The organism is Streptomyces sp. DSM 15324, from assembly GCF_001514285.1.
Classification (GTDB): domain Bacteria; phylum Actinomycetota; class Actinomycetes; order Streptomycetales; family Streptomycetaceae; genus Streptomyces.
The window spans coordinates 170,974-187,661 of the sequence record NZ_KQ949023.1 but is presented as its reverse complement, the minus strand read 5'-3'; the positions used below and the strand labels follow the sequence as shown (position 1 = coordinate 187,661).

General features: G+C 67.2%; 8 protein-coding genes. 6 read left to right on the top strand and 2 right to left on the bottom strand.

Going from position 1 to position 16,688, the window contains the following annotated elements; all coding sequences use genetic code 11:
- Nucleotides 1-3: 3 nt before the first annotated feature.
- Nucleotides 4-2,208 carry a helix-turn-helix transcriptional regulator gene (locus AQJ58_RS00790; protein WP_199844502.1) on the bottom strand — a complete coding sequence of 735 codons (2,205 nt, stop codon included), beginning with the start codon at nt 2,206-2,208 and terminating at the stop codon, nt 4-6.
- A gap of 520 nt (nt 2,209-2,728) precedes the next feature.
- Here AQJ58_RS00790 and AQJ58_RS00785 point away from each other — a divergent pair.
- The 5 genes from AQJ58_RS00785 (at nt 2,729) to drmB (ending at nt 14,907) form a co-directional block, all read left to right on the top strand.
- Nucleotides 2,729-2,914, top strand: coding sequence for a hypothetical protein (locus AQJ58_RS00785; protein ID WP_159056203.1), 186 nt, complete (start codon nt 2,729-2,731; stop codon nt 2,912-2,914).
- Between the two features lie 203 nt (nt 2,915-3,117).
- Nucleotides 3,118-7,890, top strand: a complete 4,773-nt coding sequence (locus AQJ58_RS00780; RefSeq protein WP_067243820.1) for a DEAD/DEAH box helicase — start codon at nt 3,118-3,120, stop codon at nt 7,888-7,890.
- Complete coding sequence (locus AQJ58_RS00775) at nt 7,887-9,791, top strand: UvrD-helicase domain-containing protein (protein ID WP_067243818.1); 1,905 nt, start codon at nt 7,887-7,889, stop codon at nt 9,789-9,791. The genes AQJ58_RS00780 and AQJ58_RS00775 overlap by 4 nt, the downstream gene beginning before the upstream one ends.
- On the top strand, nt 9,788-13,045 hold the full coding sequence (locus AQJ58_RS00770) for a helicase-related protein (protein ID WP_067243814.1): 3,258 nt from the start codon (nt 9,788-9,790) through the stop codon (nt 13,043-13,045). Before AQJ58_RS00775 ends, AQJ58_RS00770 begins: the two co-directional genes overlap by 4 nt.
- A complete protein-coding gene (gene drmB / locus AQJ58_RS00765; RefSeq protein ID WP_067243810.1) occupies nt 13,042-14,907 on the top strand; it encodes a DUF1998 domain-containing protein in 1,866 nt (621 codons plus the stop codon). The genes AQJ58_RS00770 and drmB overlap by 4 nt, the downstream gene beginning before the upstream one ends.
- Before the next feature lie 87 nt (nt 14,908-14,994).
- Here the strand turns inward: drmB and AQJ58_RS00760 are convergent, their stop codons facing one another.
- Nucleotides 14,995-15,624: an ATP-binding protein gene (locus AQJ58_RS00760; RefSeq protein ID WP_067243808.1), complete on the bottom strand. Its 630-nt coding sequence runs from the start codon at nt 15,622-15,624 to the stop codon at nt 14,995-14,997.
- 214 nt (nt 15,625-15,838) lie between these two features.
- Between AQJ58_RS00760 and AQJ58_RS00755 the strand changes: the two genes are divergently transcribed.
- Nucleotides 15,839-16,687 carry a helix-turn-helix domain-containing protein gene (locus AQJ58_RS00755; protein ID WP_067243807.1) on the top strand — a complete coding sequence of 283 codons (849 nt, stop codon included), beginning with the start codon at nt 15,839-15,841 and terminating at the stop codon, nt 16,685-16,687.
- Nucleotide 16,688 lies beyond the last annotated feature (1 nt).

Below are 16,688 nucleotides of genomic sequence, written 5' to 3'. Positions count from 1 at the left end.
GCCTCACTCCCCCTTGCCGGCACGGAGTTCGAGTACGAGGCTCGTGAACATGGCCCTCACGGGATGGCTGGTTACGTCGGTGGAGCCACGGAACTTGGCCCGTCGTGTGCCGGGCGGGAAGCGCAGGATCCCGTCCTCCACCTCACAACCCTCGACGGCCACGAGTTCCGCCCAGTCGAGCTTCGGGCGACCACCGGAGCGCACGTCCAACTGGGCGACCGGAACCATCGGGACGATCTCGTCGCCGCGCGGGATCTTCACCTCCGCGGTGATCCGCCACTCCCCTTCTTCGCCGACCGTCGCATCGAGTGCGTCCAGTTCCGGCACCACAGGCCCGGTGGGCACCTTGGCCTTCGACTTCTTCTTCACGGTCAACGCCTTGCGCAGGGCCTCGCCGCCCTCGGCGCCGCCACCGCGCTTCGGCCGTGCGACGAGGTCTTTGACGGCCTTGTTGGCTTCGGCGGTCATCGTGTTGATCCGCCGGTAGGCCGAGGGTGACCACCGCAGGGCCAGCTCTTCCGTCTGCCCCCACCGGTCGTGCTCGGGCGGTTCCGCCGCCCGCAGGAATTCCTCGGCCTCGGCCGCGAAGGGGGCCGATTCCCCGGCGGCCTCTCCCACCAGGAGCACGGCCTGGAATGCATTGGTACCGATTGGCAGGTTCGGGACCAATGCTCTCTTGACGGTCATACGGTTGCCTCGTAGCGAATGCATCTGGTTCTTCGGCCCGTTCTTCTTCTCCTCTCCGTCGCTCAAGACATCGGTTACCAGCAGAACTGCCTGGTGTGTCCCGAGGGTTCCGCTCTTCACGCCTCCGGACAGCGGCAGTTTCAGCGGAATGTTCTGGGACGCCACTTGACCGACCTCGGTGAGCCGATCCACAGTGACGCCCTCGTAGTGCGCCCGCAGGGCACGGGTCCGGGAAGGCTGCTCGACAGAAGGGTCGACCTGCTCCTCCGCCACGACGACTTCACCGTTGCGCATCGTACGGACAGAGGCTTCCAGGAGCGGAAGCCTGCCGCCCCCACCGGTCATCGCGGCCCAGAAGTCGCGCCCCAAGGCCTCGACCAAGCGGCGGTGCATCCTGCGAATGTCGCGGGTATCCTCGGCGCCTTCTTCCTCCTCCCCGTCCATGTCCTCTTGGTCGCCGTCCGGGGACGAGCGTTCGTCGAGGCTGGCCACGTCCTGGGCACCGACGACGAGGAAGGACGTGCCCGGTTCGTCGCTGTCCCGGGTGAGATGAAGACGGGCCACCGTCTCCTCGTCCGCCCACCACGAGCGGGCGACCTTGGCACCAGGAGAATCGGGGTCGGGGCGCCCGAGCCATGCCGGACCGGCCCACGGCTCCCCGTTGACCTCCCGCCAGGGAAGTTCCAGGCGGCCGATGACCCGCCGCTCGGTACGCCCCTCGTGGGCCTCCGACAGGGTGGAATTGACGAGCACGAGGCCAAGCGCACTGGTGGCCCACAGCGTCGCCTTGCCGAGACCGTACGAACCCCCCGCACCCGGCCCGGACTTGAGGCTCTCCAACTGACGCCTGATCACGGCGGCAAACTTGCCGTCCTCGTAGTCGTCGCCGGTGAGCCCGGACGCGTTGTAGTCGTCGACGCGCAGCAGGACGAGGCGCCCCTTCTCGTACATGTCGCGCACCCCGGCGTCCACAACCCTGCCGACCTTCTGGTTCCCGGCGGTCTCCGAGACGGCGGAGTAGTGCGGGAAGAGGTCGTTCCAGAGGATGGCGTCGCGGAAGTCGTCCAGGAACTTCCCCGTCAGCTCGTGCAGGGTGTAGCGGACCCTGACGGGGCGGCCTGTGTCCTTCCGACGCTCATCGAGGCTGTTCTGGCAGGTCTCTCGGGCGAGGACCTGCACGTCGGCGTCGAAGGCGAAGGCTGCGGCATTGCCCAATTCACGGCCGCCGTCGGGGTAGCCGGGGCGGTGGTACCAGGAGATCGGGAGGCCGGCCTGGGTGTCGGTGGTACGGGTGTGCACCGTGCCCACGTCCGTGCCGAGCGCCTTGGCGATGTCCGTCATGACGGTCGGGCGAGGAGTCGACCTGCCGGTGATCCACGCGGACACGGCGGCCCGGGTCAGCTTGAGCTCGTCGGCCAGTTCGGCCTGCGTCTTCCCCGCGAGCTTGAGCTGTCGGGCCAACCAGGGCCCGAACTCCTCACCTGTCTCCACGCGCCGCCTGCTCTTTCCTCGGAGTCCCATGCTGATCGCATGTTGTGGACCACCAGGCTAATTTGACACGCGCAGCAGCGTCAACCAACAGTTGATCGATCTTGATCACTTGAATCACTTCAGTCGAGCGTCCAACTTGTCTCGAATGATCGACTTTGGAACCAGATGCCCTATTTCCACAAGCGGAAGCATCAACTCCGCCCAGGGGGAAGGAAGTTGATTGACACGTTCGAGTGAACGCCGATAGCGTTGTTGACGATGGGGATCTCATCTCGCTCGTGAAACCCGAAAACGGGAAGACCGGGCGACCGGGGGAGAAGTGCGCCCAAAATCCCACCATCTGCCTAGCCATCACCCTGCAGAGCTCTTCCAAGAAACGCCCTTCCGAAAGCGGCTGGCCACCCAAGACCCCATCCGCTAGCTTATTTCGAGGGAGCAAGTCTCAACCAGGTCATAGATATTTTCCATTTCGTTTCACACGGGGGACGTGTGCTCGAATACACCCCTGTGCAGCTGCAGGATGCGACGACCGACAGGGGTGCACCACTCGATGAATGAACAGGACAGTGAGTCGCTTGACTCGCTTCGGGATTCCAGCTCGTTCGAGCTGAGGATCAAGACCGCAGAAAGCAAGGTCGAAGTTCTGGGGATTCTCTGCGAACACGACCTGTCCGAGGAGGTTTTCACCGACAGGTTCCCTGTCCTGGCCAAGCTGTTCCAGGGGCTGCCGAACTAGACCACTCCCCCTGCCTGACCCAGAGAGTCCCGAGCATGTCCGGGGGAATCTCGGTCTGGCAACAACCAACGCTTTCACCGCGAGTTATCCGCTTCACCACGGCACTGTGGGAATACGCCCACGCCCACGTGCCATGGCGAACGAGCAGGGGCCCGCCGTTCGATCTTTCGCCGAACCTTTGACATCCCAGGAGCGCAGAAGCAGTGCCGTATTCGTCCTCTCCGGTAATTCAAACCGTTCTCGAACAGTCATCGCGTGTCCTGCAGACATACGCCGTGGACCCCGGCCTCGTGGCCGAGCACGCCAATGGAGAGCGCCGCATCACGCAGGGCGGATATGGCGACCGCCAGCTTTTCGAGCTCGCCCAGAACGCGGCCGACGAAATGGCCGACGAGCGAGGCGGTCGAATTTATTTCATCCTCACGGAAACCCACTTGTACTGCGCGAACGAGGGTAACCCGGTGACCCCAGAAGGCGCGGAGACAATTCTTCGAATGAGCATGTCGAAGAAGCGTGGAGGCCAGATCGGGCGTTTCGGAGTGGGCGTTAAATCGGTCCTCGTCGTGACCGACGCACCAGAATTCTTCAGCAGCACCGGAAGTTTCGGATTCGACCGAGCCTGGTCGTTCGAGCAGATCAAGGCCGTGCCCGGCGTGGCGGCACGCTACGGCCCCGAGTTCGACGCTCCTGTGCTGCGGATGGCCCGACCTCTGGACATGCAGGCCGAGCGCGCCTCCGATCGCGTCCTGAACGAGCTGCTGAGCTGGGCCACCACCGTCGTTCGCCTGCCCCTACTCACGAAAGCCGACGACCGGCTGGGCCGGGACATGCACGGCGGACGTGGCAAGGACCACGGCGAACCCCGCGAGGAATTCCCAGCCGGCTTCCAACTCTTCTCGCCGCACGTCGCGAAGGTCGTGCTGGAGGACCGCCGGCCCCGGCCCATGGTCCGTCGGACGCTGACCGCCCGGCAGACCGGCGACCTGCACACGGTGGTCGAGGAGCGGACAGGGAAGGCCGTCACGACCGACCGGTGGCGCGTGTTCACCACGAGCCACGAACCCGGTCCGGCTGCCCGCGATGACGCCGGAGAACTGCACGACCGGCTCTCGCTCGACCTCGCGTGGGGCGTCCCGGCCCTGGAGAAGGATCAAGAGAGCGGCCTGTACGTCAGCCCGCAATCACGCGGACGCGGCAAGTTCTGGTCCTTCTTCCCGACCAAGTACGAGATGTCGCTGAGCGGCATCCTCAACGGCGCCTGGAAGACGAACGAGGACCGGCAGAATCTGCTCGACTCCTCCCCCTTCAACCAGGAGATGATCCGCGCGGCAGCGCAACTGGTCGTCGAGTCGCTCCCGGCTTTGGCGCCCGTCGAGGACCCAGCCGCCTACCTCCCCCTGCTGCCCGGCCGTGTAAAGGAGGCGATCAGTTGGGCGGACGAGTTCCTGACCGAAGAGATCTGGATGCGTACCGCGGTGAATGCGTCGCTTCCTGACCAGAACGGCGTACTGCGCGTGCCGAAGGACCTGCGGGTGCACCCGCGTCCCAAGGACCCGAGGAAGGAATCGAAGTCCCTCCTGCGTTGGCTGCGGTGGTGGCACGAGTGCCCGGACCGTCCGTCGAATTGGCTGCATCCGAGCGTCGAAGTGGACTCTCTGCGCTCCGGCAAGGTCGAACACATCCTTGGTGCAGCCAAGCACCAACGAGCGGACGTTCGCCACTGGTTGGAGGCCCTCGTCGAGAGCGGCACCGCGCGGGCCTCCGCGACGGCAGTCCGCATTCTCGCCGACATGATCGAGGTCAGCTCCCCGTTCGTCGAAGAGGCCCGCAAAGCCCACATCGTCCTCACCGAGGAGCATGGTCTCGTCGCCCCTGTGCACGGCAAGGTCTACCGCCGCACCAACCAGGACGGGCTGCGCGAGTCCCTGGTGTACGTGGTCGACGAGCTCGCCCAAGACCCCTCGCTGGCGCACGCGCTTGACGTCCTGGGCATCAGGGAGGCTGATGTCGAGGGCCGGTTCGACAGCGTTCTCGATCAGGGCTTCGACCACTACAGCCCATCCGACTGGGAGCGGTTCTGGGAGCTTTTCCGTCAGGCGGGGGTCCGTCGTCTGACCCACAAGGTCTTGGAGCGGGTGCCCGAAGCACGCTCGACGCTCCGGGTGCGTAACGCCGACGGTCGGTTCAGGCCGATCAAGGACTGCATGCTGCCGGGTGTCGTGGTCGACGCGAAGCGGGACCCGAGCATCGCCGTCGACATGGCCTTCCACTCCGACGACACCCCCTTCTTCTCCCAGGTCGGTCTGCGGGAACGACCGTCCGGCGGGGTCCGGCCCCAGGAGGGCGAGACGTGGTTCGAGGAGTACCGCGAAGCCCTCCACACCGACTACCTGCGCCGCCTGGACAGTAGCGCCCCGCGCCCCGCGCTGAACCGGATGAGGGTCGAGGGTGCCCCGATCGGCGGCCCGCTCCACCTATTCCGCGCCCTCTCCGAGGAATCCCGCGCCGCGTTTCTGAAGGTGCTGCCCGACGACGCTGTCGTGGACAACTGGACGCGGCAAATCGGTGCGCAGACCAACACCCGACAGGCGGTGCCCTCGCCGATCAGGTGGATGCTGAAGAAGTTCGGCACGATCGCCACCTCCCAGGGGATCAAGCCGCTGAGGGAAGCTGTCGGCCCCCAGCTCTCCGGTTACCGAGACGTGCTGCCGGTCGCCGACATCTCTGCCGAGAAGGCCCGCAGGCTGCGGCTCCCGACCACCGTCGACGAGGTCCCCGCCGACCGCTGGGAGGCACTGCTGAACGAGGTGACCCGCAGCGAGGACGACTCCTTCGTGGGCGCCACCTACGTGATGCTGACCCGGTTCGGCGCGGACTTCCCCGAGGACTCCCTGACCCGTTGCAGGATCGGCGACGTCTGGGGAACCCGGCCCGACAACGAGATCACCGTCGCCGTCGGGGCCGCTCAGTACCAGGCGTTGCGCGCCGAGCAGCTCCCAGCGCTGCTTGTACCGACGGCCGACGACGCCGAGCTGATGATCGAGAAGTGGGGCATGCTCCGCTACGCCGACGTGATCAGCCTGGAGACCCGTGAAGTCACGGAGGGCGACCCCGTGCCGCTGGTCGAGTTGTTCCCCGCCTTGCGGCAGCGCCTGAACAGCGGGAACCGCAACAGCATGGTGCAACGGTGCAGCGAACTGGAGGAGGTCACCCGTACGCCCAACGGCACGCACGCCTCCCCTCTGGACGCCGTTCGCCAGGACGGCACCGTCAAGGTCCGCGTGCCCCTGGAGCCTGAGCCGATGCTGCGGCTGATCGACCGCGAACTCGGCCTGGGCCTCGGCCCCGCCGGCTGCCGAGCGGTGCTGGAGCACCAGGACCGTATGGCGCGGGACAGCGAGCTGAAGGCGGCGCAGAAGGCGGTGCGCGAGGCCGAGGACGTGGTGGCCAAGATCGAGCTGCTGATCGGTGCCGACGCGCTCCGAACCGGCCTCCCCGAGGGATTGATGGAGGCCGAACTGCTGGCGACTGACGGCGTTGAGCCGTCCGGGCGCCGGATCGCGCAGATGGCGTTCAACGCGCACGGTGACGGAGTACTCCAGCAGCATGCCCGGGACATCCAGGCGCGCTTCCCCAACGCCCCGGTCGCATACGGGGGCTCATCGGCGGCCATCTCATTCGTCTCGGAACTGAGGTTGCCACTCGCGTTCGCCGGTTCGAGGACTCCGTCCCCGCCTCCGTTCGAGACCGTCGAGGGCCCTCGGGACTTCCCGAGCCTCCACGAGTACCAGGAAGATCTGGTCCGGAACATCTCCACCATGCTCGACCGACTGGCGCCCCAGCGCGGCATGCTGTCGCTGCCGACCGGCGCCGGCAAGACACGGGTCACCGCCGAGGCTGTGATCCGCTGGGTGAAGCGGGTTGGCGACCTCAAGGGTCCGCTGCTGTGGATCGCACAGACCGAGGAGCTGTGCGAACAGGCCGTCCAAAGCTGGAAGTTCGTCTGGAGCAAGGTCGGTGCCGAACGCCCGCTCACCATCAGCCGGCTGTGGAGCACCAACGAGGTCGGGAACGTGGTCGACCACCCGCACCTGGTGGTCGCCACCGACGCCAAGCTGGAACGGTGCCTGGGCACCGACCAGTACGCATGGCTGCGCCAGGCAGCGCTGGTGATCGTGGACGAGGCGCACACCGCCATCTCCAAGCGATACACCGAGATCCTGAGCCAGTTGGGACTCACACAGTACGAGACCGGCCGGCATCTCCTCGGCCTGACCGCCACCCCGTTCCGGAACCGCAACGAGGAGGAGACCCGCCGTCTGGCCAGCCGCTTCGGCAATCGGCGACTCGACGAAGGAGTCTTCCCATCGGGCGACCCGTATCGCGACCTCCAGGACTGGGGGATGCTCGCCCAGGTCGAGCACCGCACCCTTGAGGGCGGCCGTATCGAGCTCACCCGGGACGAGAAGACGCACGCCGATCGCATGGCCATGCTCTCCCGCTCCGCCGAACAGCGGCTCGCCGACGACCACGCGCGCAGTCGGCGCATCGTCGACTCGGTGGCCGAATTGCCGGATGACTGGCCAACGTTGCTCTTCGCCACCTCCGTCGACCACGCCAAGTACCTGGCGGCCATGCTCAACGACCGGGGCGTCCGGTCCGCCGCCGTGGACTCGACGACCAGTGCACAGGACCGTCGTACTCGCATCGAGAACTTCCGAAACGGACGTATCCGGGTCCTCACCAACTACGGTGTGCTCACCCAGGGATTCGACGCTCCGGCCACTCGTGCCGTGGTCGTGGCCCGGCCGGTCTTCAGCACCAACGTGTATCAACAGATGATCGGTCGTGGCCTGCGCGGACCGCGTAACGGCGGCAAGGACAGCTGCCTGATCCTCAACATCAGCGACAACATCACCAACTTCGACACCGACCTCGCCTTCAATGATTTCGAGCACCTCTGGAGCCGGAAGTGACCGATGTCTACCAGGACAGCCCTCCGCTCACCGACGAGCAGCTGGCCGTGGTCGAGCAGCCCTGGGATGCCCGTGTACTGGTCACCGCGGGAGCCGGTGCTGGAAAGACCCACACCCTCGTGCGCCGACTCGACACGCTGTGCGGCAATGAGGACCCCGAACAGGCGTTGGAGGCAGCCGAGATCCTGGTGCTCACCTTCTCCCGGGCCGCCGCCCGGGAGCTGCGTGAGCGGATTTCCCGACACGGGGAACGAGCCCACCGGGTGCGCGCCCGTACCTTCGACGCCTGGGCCTACGAGGTGCTCCTCCAGGCGCATCCGGACGGCGAGTGGGGCGCTGTCGGCTTCGACGAGCGGATCGCCGCCGCGACCAGCGCGATCGAGAAGGGCGCGCTGGAGATCGGCGACGCGGTCCCGCCCGCCCATGTCGTGATCGACGAGGTGCAGGACCTGCTGGGCGGACGCCGCGAGCTGGTGGAGACGCTTCTCGACCGGTACCAGGACAGCTGCGGCTTCACCGTTGTCGGCGACGCCGCCCAGTCCGTGTACGGCTTCCAGATCGAGGACCTGGGCGAACGCGTCGACGAAACGGGCCGATTCTTCGACTGGCTGCGCTGCTCCTACCCCGATGACCTGGTGGAGCTGCACCTCACGCGGAACTTCCGGGCCACCACCACCGAGGCCCGGGTCGCGTTGGGACTCGGCCCCCGCCTCCAACAACTGAGCGATCCGGACGAGGCGGGAACGCTCTACGACGCACTGCGTGACCTTCTCCTGGATCCGGCGAACGGAATGGGCGACCTGGACGACGAGTTCACCCTGGACGGTCTGCGGGACCTCTCCGACACGTGCGCTCTCCTCACCCGCGACAACCAGCAGGCCCTCGTGGTCTCCGGCCTGCTGCACGCGCACGGCGTCGACCACCGACTGCGGCGCCCGCTGGAGGAGCGGCCGGTGCCGTACTGGGTGGCCGAGTTGCTGCGCCGTACGGAGGCGAACGCCCTAACCGAGGACCGTTTCCGTACGCTCCTGGCGGAAATCCCGCTCCCGTATGAACCCGACGCCGCCGCACTGTGGTCGGTGCTGCGTCGAACCGCGCGCGGTACGGGACGCGGCGTCCTCGATCTGGACCGGTTGCGCCGGGCGATCGCACAGGGAGGATTCCCCGACGAAGCGGCCGACCCGGAGACGGCCCACGTCGTCGTCTCGACGGTGCACAGGGCCAAGGGCCTGGAGTTCGACCGGGTGATCGTCCTGACGCCACCGACTCTCGCCGAACTCCACAAGAGGTACCGGGACGAGTTGGACCTGCCCGCCGAGGCCCGCGCCCTGTACGTGGCGATGACACGTGCCCGCCAGGACCTGTACCACGTGGCCCCTCCCGAGCTGCCGCTCTTCAGGAGGGCAGGGGGCCGGCACCACGGCCGGCGCTATCTCGGGTCGTGGCGGTCGTACGACAGGTACGGGATCGTCGCCGAGCCGGGCGACGTGAACCGGGAAGACCCACCCGGTCAGGAGACGGATGCCGTCGCCACCCAGGCGTATCTCCTGAACCAGGTCCGTCCAGGCCAGGAGGTACTGCTGCGCAGGCACCACAACTTGCCGATGGGTGAGACGGAAAGCCCGCCGTACGCCCTGGTGCACGAGGGGCAGGAGATCGGCGAGGCCTCGCGGAGGTTTCGCGAGGAGCTGTTCCAAGTGCAGAAGGTCAACCGCACCTGGGAGCCTTGGTGGCCCGACGAGATCCACGGCCTGCGGATCGACACCCTGGAGACCGTGACGGGCAGCACCGCCGCCGGCGCCAACGCCGGTCTCGGTGAGCGAGGTGTGTGGATCGTCCCGCGGATCACCGGCATCGGCCGGTACCGGAGAGCCGACAACTACGAGGAGCAGCGCGCATGACGCAGGTGGCAGGCCGACACTCCGAGCACTACCGGGTCCGGGACGAGGAACTCCTGGCGGGGCTCCGTCGTGAACTCCTGGGCCCCGCTGAGGACTCCGAGCCGGCCGACCAGGGCGAGGTGCTCAGCCAGGACGCGCCGATCGACCGATATCTGACCGGCGTGCTGTATCCGCGGGCCGCGGACAAGGCCGCGAAGGAGCAGCAGAACGACGACGCCGACGGACAGCAAGGCCTGGATGCGACCCCTGTGATCGCCCACGAGAACGCCGAGGAGTCAGGCACCGCGCAGGAGGTCGGCGCCTCGGGAGACAGGCGTCCCTCCTCAATGGGTCTCACCTTCGCAGTCCGCCCGGCCAGCAGCAGTTCGATCGTGGTCTCGACCCGTGCGGCTGTCTACGAGCCCACCGATGCCGACGGCAAGCGCGTCCCGGCCCGCCGCGCCGAGGCGCGAACCACCGCCGACCAGCGGGAGCGGTGGCGGCGCAAGGAACTCGCCCTCCCCGACCAGACCATCGATGTGACCCGACCGGATCCGAGGATGAGGATCGATCTCGCCCCGGAAGCCGCGCTGCACGTCAACGTCCGACGTCTCGACCAGGCCAACGGCACGATCACGATCACTATCACGTTGATCAACACGCAAAAGGTCGGGGAGTGGGATCTCCAGGACGCCTTCTCCCTGTTCCAGTGCCGTCTCACGGTCCGGGCCGCCGACGGCTCCACCATGTTCGTCGAGCGTCCCGCCCCGGCCGCCGACCACGACCCGGAGATCGCCACGAGTCGGTTGCTGCACCGCCACGCCCCGACCTTCGCGGTCGGCCACGGCTGCGCCGCCGAGTGGGACTGGACTCCGTCGCCGATCGGTGTGACCGAATCCGAACTGCCCGCCGTCCGCGAGGTGCGGACCCAGTTCGTGCCCACCGTGGAGGTACTGCTCACCGACTCCAACCCGGAGATCGACAGCTCGGCGCTGTCCATGCTGGGGCTGGCCGAGCGGTCCGACGCCGACGTCCTGGTCGCTCTGGAAGGCCTCGCCACGGGGTACGAACACTGGATCGACCGCAAGTCGGCCGAGGCGGACGCTCTGACAGGCACCCCCCACGAGAAGCCCGCGCGGGAGCAGGTGAGGGCCTGCCGCGAGGCGCTCGACCGAATCCGTGAGGGCATCGAGCTGCTGCGGACCAAGCCCGATCTGATGAGGGCTTTCCGACTCGCCAATCACGCCATGGCAGACCAGCGTGCCCGCAGTGCATGGGTGAAGGGCGGACGCGTCGGCGCCCCCGACCCGGCCGCCGGTCGCTGGCGCCCCTTCCAGATCGCGTTCGTGCTGCTCTGCCTGGCCGGCATCGACGACCGCGAGCACAGCGACCGGCAGATCTCCGACCTGCTGTGGTTCCCCACCGGTGGTGGCAAGACGGAGGCCTACCTCGGACTGATCGCCCTCACGTCCTTCCTGCGCCGCATCCGCAAGGGCACGGACGGCGGCGGTGTCACCGTCCTCATGCGCTATACGCTGCGGCTGCTCACCCTCCAGCAGTTCGAGCGCGCGGCGATCCTGCTCTGTGCCATGGAGCACATGCGGCGCAGTACGCCCGAGCTGGGCCATGAGGAGTTCTCTGTCGGCATGTGGGTGGGGCGTTCGGCCACCCCCAACACTCTGACCATGGCAGGGCTGAAGCTCGACGAGCTGCGGAGGAATCTCGACAAGCGCCTCGCCACCGAGAACCCCGTCCAATTGCACGCCTGCCCCTGGTGCGGAACCCGCCTCGACGCACGGAACTACGAAGTCGACGAGGACGCCAAGCGGATGCGTGTCCGATGCCCCGGCGCGGACTGCGACTTCGCCGACGGCCTGCCCGTCCACCTGATCGACGAGGCGGTGTACGACGCGCGACCGACCCTGGTGATCGCCACCGTCGACAAGTTCGCGTCGATGCCGTGGCGTCCCGCGACCTCCGCGCTCTTCAACCGCGACGACGACCCGGACGGCGGCACCCCTCCCCCGGAACTGATCGTCCAGGACGAACTCCATCTGATCTCGGGCCCGTTGGGGACACTCACCGGGCTCTACGAGACCGCTGTGGACGCACTCGCCGACCGGCCCAAGGTGATCGCCTCCACGGCGACCATCCGTCGCGCCGCCGACCAGGGACGCCATCTCTTCGCCCGCGAAGTACGGCAGTTCCCGCCTGCCGGTCTGGATGCCCGTGACTCGTGGTTCGCCGTGGAGACGCCTCGCGAGGAGAAGGCGAGCCGCCGCTACGTCGGTCTCCTGGCCCCCGGCACCAGCCAGTCGACCCTCCTGATCCGCACGTACGCCACCCTGCTGCACCGGGCCAAGCAGGCAAAGACCGAGGACGAGGTGCGCGACGCGTACTGGAGTCTCGTCGGCTACTTCAACAGCCTCCGGGTGCTGTCGGCGGCCGAACTCCAGGTCCATGACGACGTGGTGGCCTATCTGGAGCTGCTGGCCGAGCGCGAGGGGGTGGAGGTCCGCTCGGTCGCCAACTACTCCGAGTTGACGAGCCGTATCGACGCCAGCGAGATCCCCACCCGCCTCAAGGGCATCGAGAAGCGGCTACCCGACGATGACACCGTAGATGTCCTCCTGGCCACCAACATGATCGCGGTCGGCGTGGACGTGGACCGCCTCGGTCTCATGGCCGTGATGGGCCAGCCGCAGACGACCGCCGAGTACATCCAGGCCACCAGCCGGGTCGGTCGCGCGCACCCCGGCCTGGTCGCGGTCATGCTCAACGCGACCCGGTCCCGGGACCGCTCCCACTACGAGAGCTTCCAACACTTCCACTCGGCCCTGTACCGCGAGGTCGAGTCCACCTCCGTCACCCCGTTCTCCGCCCGAGCCCGCGACCGGGGCCTGCACGCGGTGATCGTCGCCCTCGCCCGCATCATGATCCCCGCCGCCCGCCCCAACGAAGGCGCCGGCCAGGTCGAGTCCTACGAAGACATACTGCGGGGGCGCATCAAGTCGATCCTCCTGGACCGCGTGGAGGCGGTCACCCAGGAGGAGACCGGCGCCGTGTCCCGGGCCTTCGACGAGTTCGTCGATTGGTGGTGCGAAGAGGCCGACATCGAAAACAACCTGCTGTTCGAGCCTCAGAGGGGCAATCGTGCCCCTTCGCTCCTGAAGGCGTACGACGACTTGTCCCGGCACGCCGAGGCATATCCCACGTTGTGGAGCCTGCGTGATGTCGACGCCGAGACCGCCCTGTTCATGGAGGGAACCCGATGACCCCGCCCCCCGCCCGTCGTCGCCGGACCGGTGCGAACGGCACCGCACCCGCCCACAACTTCCCTCGGCGTGGTGCGGTCCGCCGCGCGCAGGCGATCACCACCTACGGCGTCGGTTCTCTCATCGCCGTCGACCACGAGTCCTTCATCGTCTCGGGACTCGACGAGGCCGAGCAGAGCTGGAGCCGTGACGAGTCCCCGCGGATCTACGAACGGCGACTGGCCCGAGTGCTCGACGTCGACTACTTCCGGCTGCCACCCGCTTCCGACGACACCAGCAGGGACGGTCTCCGCGTCCGGCGATTCCCCTTGATGCACTCCTGCCCCGAGTGCAACGACCTGCAACGGCACCGCGACTTCAACCCGCCCGCCGGACGAAGCGTCTGCGGTACGTGCGAGGTCGACCTGGTCCCATCCCGTTTCGTCGTCGCCTGCGAGGCCGGGCACCTCGCCGAATTCCCGTATTGGCAGTGGGTGCACGGCTCCACGGATCGTGGTGCCACGACGGCGGGACAGTGCGGAGGAAAGCTCAAAATGCGCACGACCGGGCGCACTGCCTCTCTCCGTTCCATCCTCGTCTCCTGCACCTGCGGGGAGGCTTCCGAGGCCTCGATGGAGGGCTCCTTCCGCAGGAGCGCGCTCAAGGACCTGGGGCTCATGTGCCGAGGCACCCGCCCGTGGCTCGGTGCGTCCTCTCCCGACGACGGGTGCGGACACCCCCTGCGCACGTTGCAGCGTGGTTCGTCAGCGGTGTGGCAGCCGGTGCTGAAGTCGGCGCTGTCCATCCCTCCATGGAGCAACGGCCGCGCGGATCCGCTCGCCGAGCACTGGGACGCGCTCCGCGAGTACGACGACCGCGCGCACGTCGAGATCTATCTCAGAGGTGTTTTCAAGGGAAAGTGTCCGGTACCGCTGGACGAGGTGATGGCGTTCCTCGACGCCGAGCGCGAGGAGGACCCCGACAGCGAGACGGCCCCCAGCTTCGACCACCGCTACCGTGCCCTGCGCAACAAGGAGTACGAGCGCCTGCGCTCGGGCAACGACGAGAGCGAGCACTCTCGCGACGAGCAGTTTGTCTGCGAGACCCCGTTGGGCGACCAGAGCGTGCTCGATCCGCTCGGCATCACCGGCCCGATGCTGGTCAAGAGGCTTCGCGAGGTGCGTGCCCTGAAGTCGTTCACCCGGCTCATCGATGCCGAGTCGACGACCAATTCCAAAGAGATGCCGCTGTCCGAACGTTCTCTGCCCTGGCTCCCGGCCATGGAGGTGCGGGGCGAGGGAGTCTTCCTCCGCCTGAACGAGGACCGACTCGACGCCTGGGAGAAGGCACCGGCGGTGGCAGCCCGGGTCGAGCGGATGCGTGCCGCCCACCAGCGGATGCTCGAGCAGCGGGCCAACGACCCGAGCCGGGTTGCCCCCTCCCCCGCCACTCCTCGTATGGTGCTGCTGCACACTCTGGCCCACGTCCTCATCAACGAGTGGAGCCTGGAAGCGGGCTACCCGGCTGCGGCCCTGCGCGAGCGCCTTTACGCCGCGGACGACATGGCGGGGGTACTCGTCTACACGGCGACGAGCGACTCTGCGGGCAGCCTGGGGGGTCTGGTCGCTCAAGGCGAACCGGAACTCCTCGACCGTACGGCCCGTTCGGCCGTCCGCCGTGCCGAGTGGTGTTCCTCGGATCCGCTCTGCATGGAGACCGAGGCATCCGGCGCCGGCGGAATCAACCTGGCGGCCTGCCATGCCTGCGTGATGCTCCCGGAGACTAGTTGCGAGCACAACAACGTCCTCCTGGATCGCGCACTGCTTGTCGGTACCCCGGACGATCCCGAGGTGGGCTTCTTCGTGGAGGTGTTGCGGCAGTGATCTCCGCTCGGCGGGGGCCGAGCCCGAGTACAAAACAGCGTCCTGCCGATCTCGCACGAAGTGTTGATCGGCGGGCCGCTGTCCGATTCAGCTGTCCGGTGCCAAGTCGAAGCGGGCATGCGCACGGTCCAGGACCTCGTCCGCATCGCAGCCGTGCGCCCGCAGCCAGTGCAGAAAGTCGGCGATGAGCATGACCACCGACTCCTCGGCCAGAGCCTTGCCCACCCTTCCCTGGCTGGGTCGAAGGGGTGGCTCGTCGCCGGTGTAGAACTCCAGCAGCGCCTCGGCTCGCCGCACACCGGGGCGCTCCACGTGCCCGTTCGGTGAGGTGAGCCCCGTTGCCAGCTCGCACCAGGTGACCTTTCGGTCGAGGTGGAGTTGGACGCCCCAGCGGGCGGCGACCGCGTCGACCAGGGCCATGCCTCGTCCACCCTCCGAGTGGACGTTCGCGTCGAGGAGGGTGGGCAGGGCCCGCGTGTCAGGGTCGTGGACCTCAATGCGGAGATGCACCCCGCTCATCGAGACCGAGAGAGTGGCCTGGGTCCCGAGGCCAACGTGTGTGATGACGTTGGACACCAACTCGCTGACGCAGAGTTGGGCTTCGTCCGCGACTTCGTGCAGTCCCCAGATCCCCAGATGCATCCGCATGACCCGGCGCAAGGCGGCCACCTCTGTCGGATCGGCCGTGAAGGCAAGGTCCCACGGCTTGCGCGTCATGCACTCTCCCTGGCCCACGAAAGCTCCCTTCGTCCCCGTGACACCCGCCGAGCGCGAAGCGTTACGAGCTGTCACGATGAGTGTTGCGACATCAGGGTGCAGCGCTCGCATCCCCTCATGCAATGTGCACAGCGAGAATCCCACTTCCGAGTGATTGGAATGCAGCCCCCTTGGCGAGAGACTGAACGCCCGCTATTCGAAAAACGGGGTTGATATGGCCGGATCACCTACCGCACGCCGGCGCCGTCTCTCGATCGAGCTGAAGAAGCTCCGCGAGCAGAGCACTCTCACCTGCGCCCAGGTCGGCCAGGCTCTCGACTGGAGCGGGTCCAAGGTCAACCGCATGGAGACGGGCAGCGGACGGGTCCAGCCCTCCGACATCGACGCTCTCTGCCGCTTCTACGGCACGAGCGAGGAACTGCGCGAGTTCCTCAAGTCGCTGGCCCGTCAGGCCAAGCTGCGGGGCTGGTGGCAGGTTCACGGCTCAGGCGTTCCGGAGTGGTTCAACATCTACATCGGCCTGGAGCAGGACGCTTCCACGTTCCGCCAGTACCAGTGCGAGCTGGTACCCGGTCTCATGCAGACCCCTGCCTACGCCTCGGAACTGCACAGGGTCGGCGCGCACATGTCTGCCGAGGACATCGACAGAGCAGTTCAGGTGCGTATGGAGCGCCAGACGATGTTGAAGCAGCCCGATGCCCCGGAAGCTTGGTTCATCGTCAACGAAGGCGCTCTACGCAATGTCATCGGGGACCGAAGACTGATGCGGGAGCAGATCGAACAGGTGCTGGAGGTCGGTCAGTTGCCTGCCGTGACCTTGCAGGTCCTCCCCTTCGACTCGGGCGCCTACCCGGCAACGGGCTCCTTCACCATGCTGGGCTTTCCCGCCCCGGAGGACCCTGACATCGTCTACCGGGACGGCATCACCGATGCCGTCTATCTGGAGGGCGAGCATCATGTCCGTGAGTACACCCGAGCGTTCGACGGCCTCAGAGCCGCAGCTCTGAGCCCTCTGCGTTCGATCCATCTGATCGAGACGATCTCGAAGGAATACGCGAGTTGAG

Coding starts and splice junctions, on each gene's coding strand:
- AQJ58_RS00760 (WP_067243808.1), bottom strand. CDS start 15,624: ATGACGCGCAAGCCGTGGGACCTTGCCTTCACGGCCGATCCGACAGAG.
- AQJ58_RS00770 (WP_067243814.1), top strand. CDS start 9,788: ATGACGCAGGTGGCAGGCCGACACTCCGAGCACTACCGGGTCCGGGAC.
- AQJ58_RS00790 (WP_199844502.1), bottom strand. CDS start 2,208: ATGGGACTCCGAGGAAAGAGCAGGCGGCGCGTGGAGACAGGTGAGGAG.
- AQJ58_RS00755 (WP_067243807.1), top strand. CDS start 15,839: ATGGCCGGATCACCTACCGCACGCCGGCGCCGTCTCTCGATCGAGCTG.
- AQJ58_RS00785 (WP_159056203.1), top strand. CDS start 2,729: ATGAATGAACAGGACAGTGAGTCGCTTGACTCGCTTCGGGATTCCAGC.
- drmB (WP_067243810.1), top strand. CDS start 13,042: ATGACCCCGCCCCCCGCCCGTCGTCGCCGGACCGGTGCGAACGGCACC.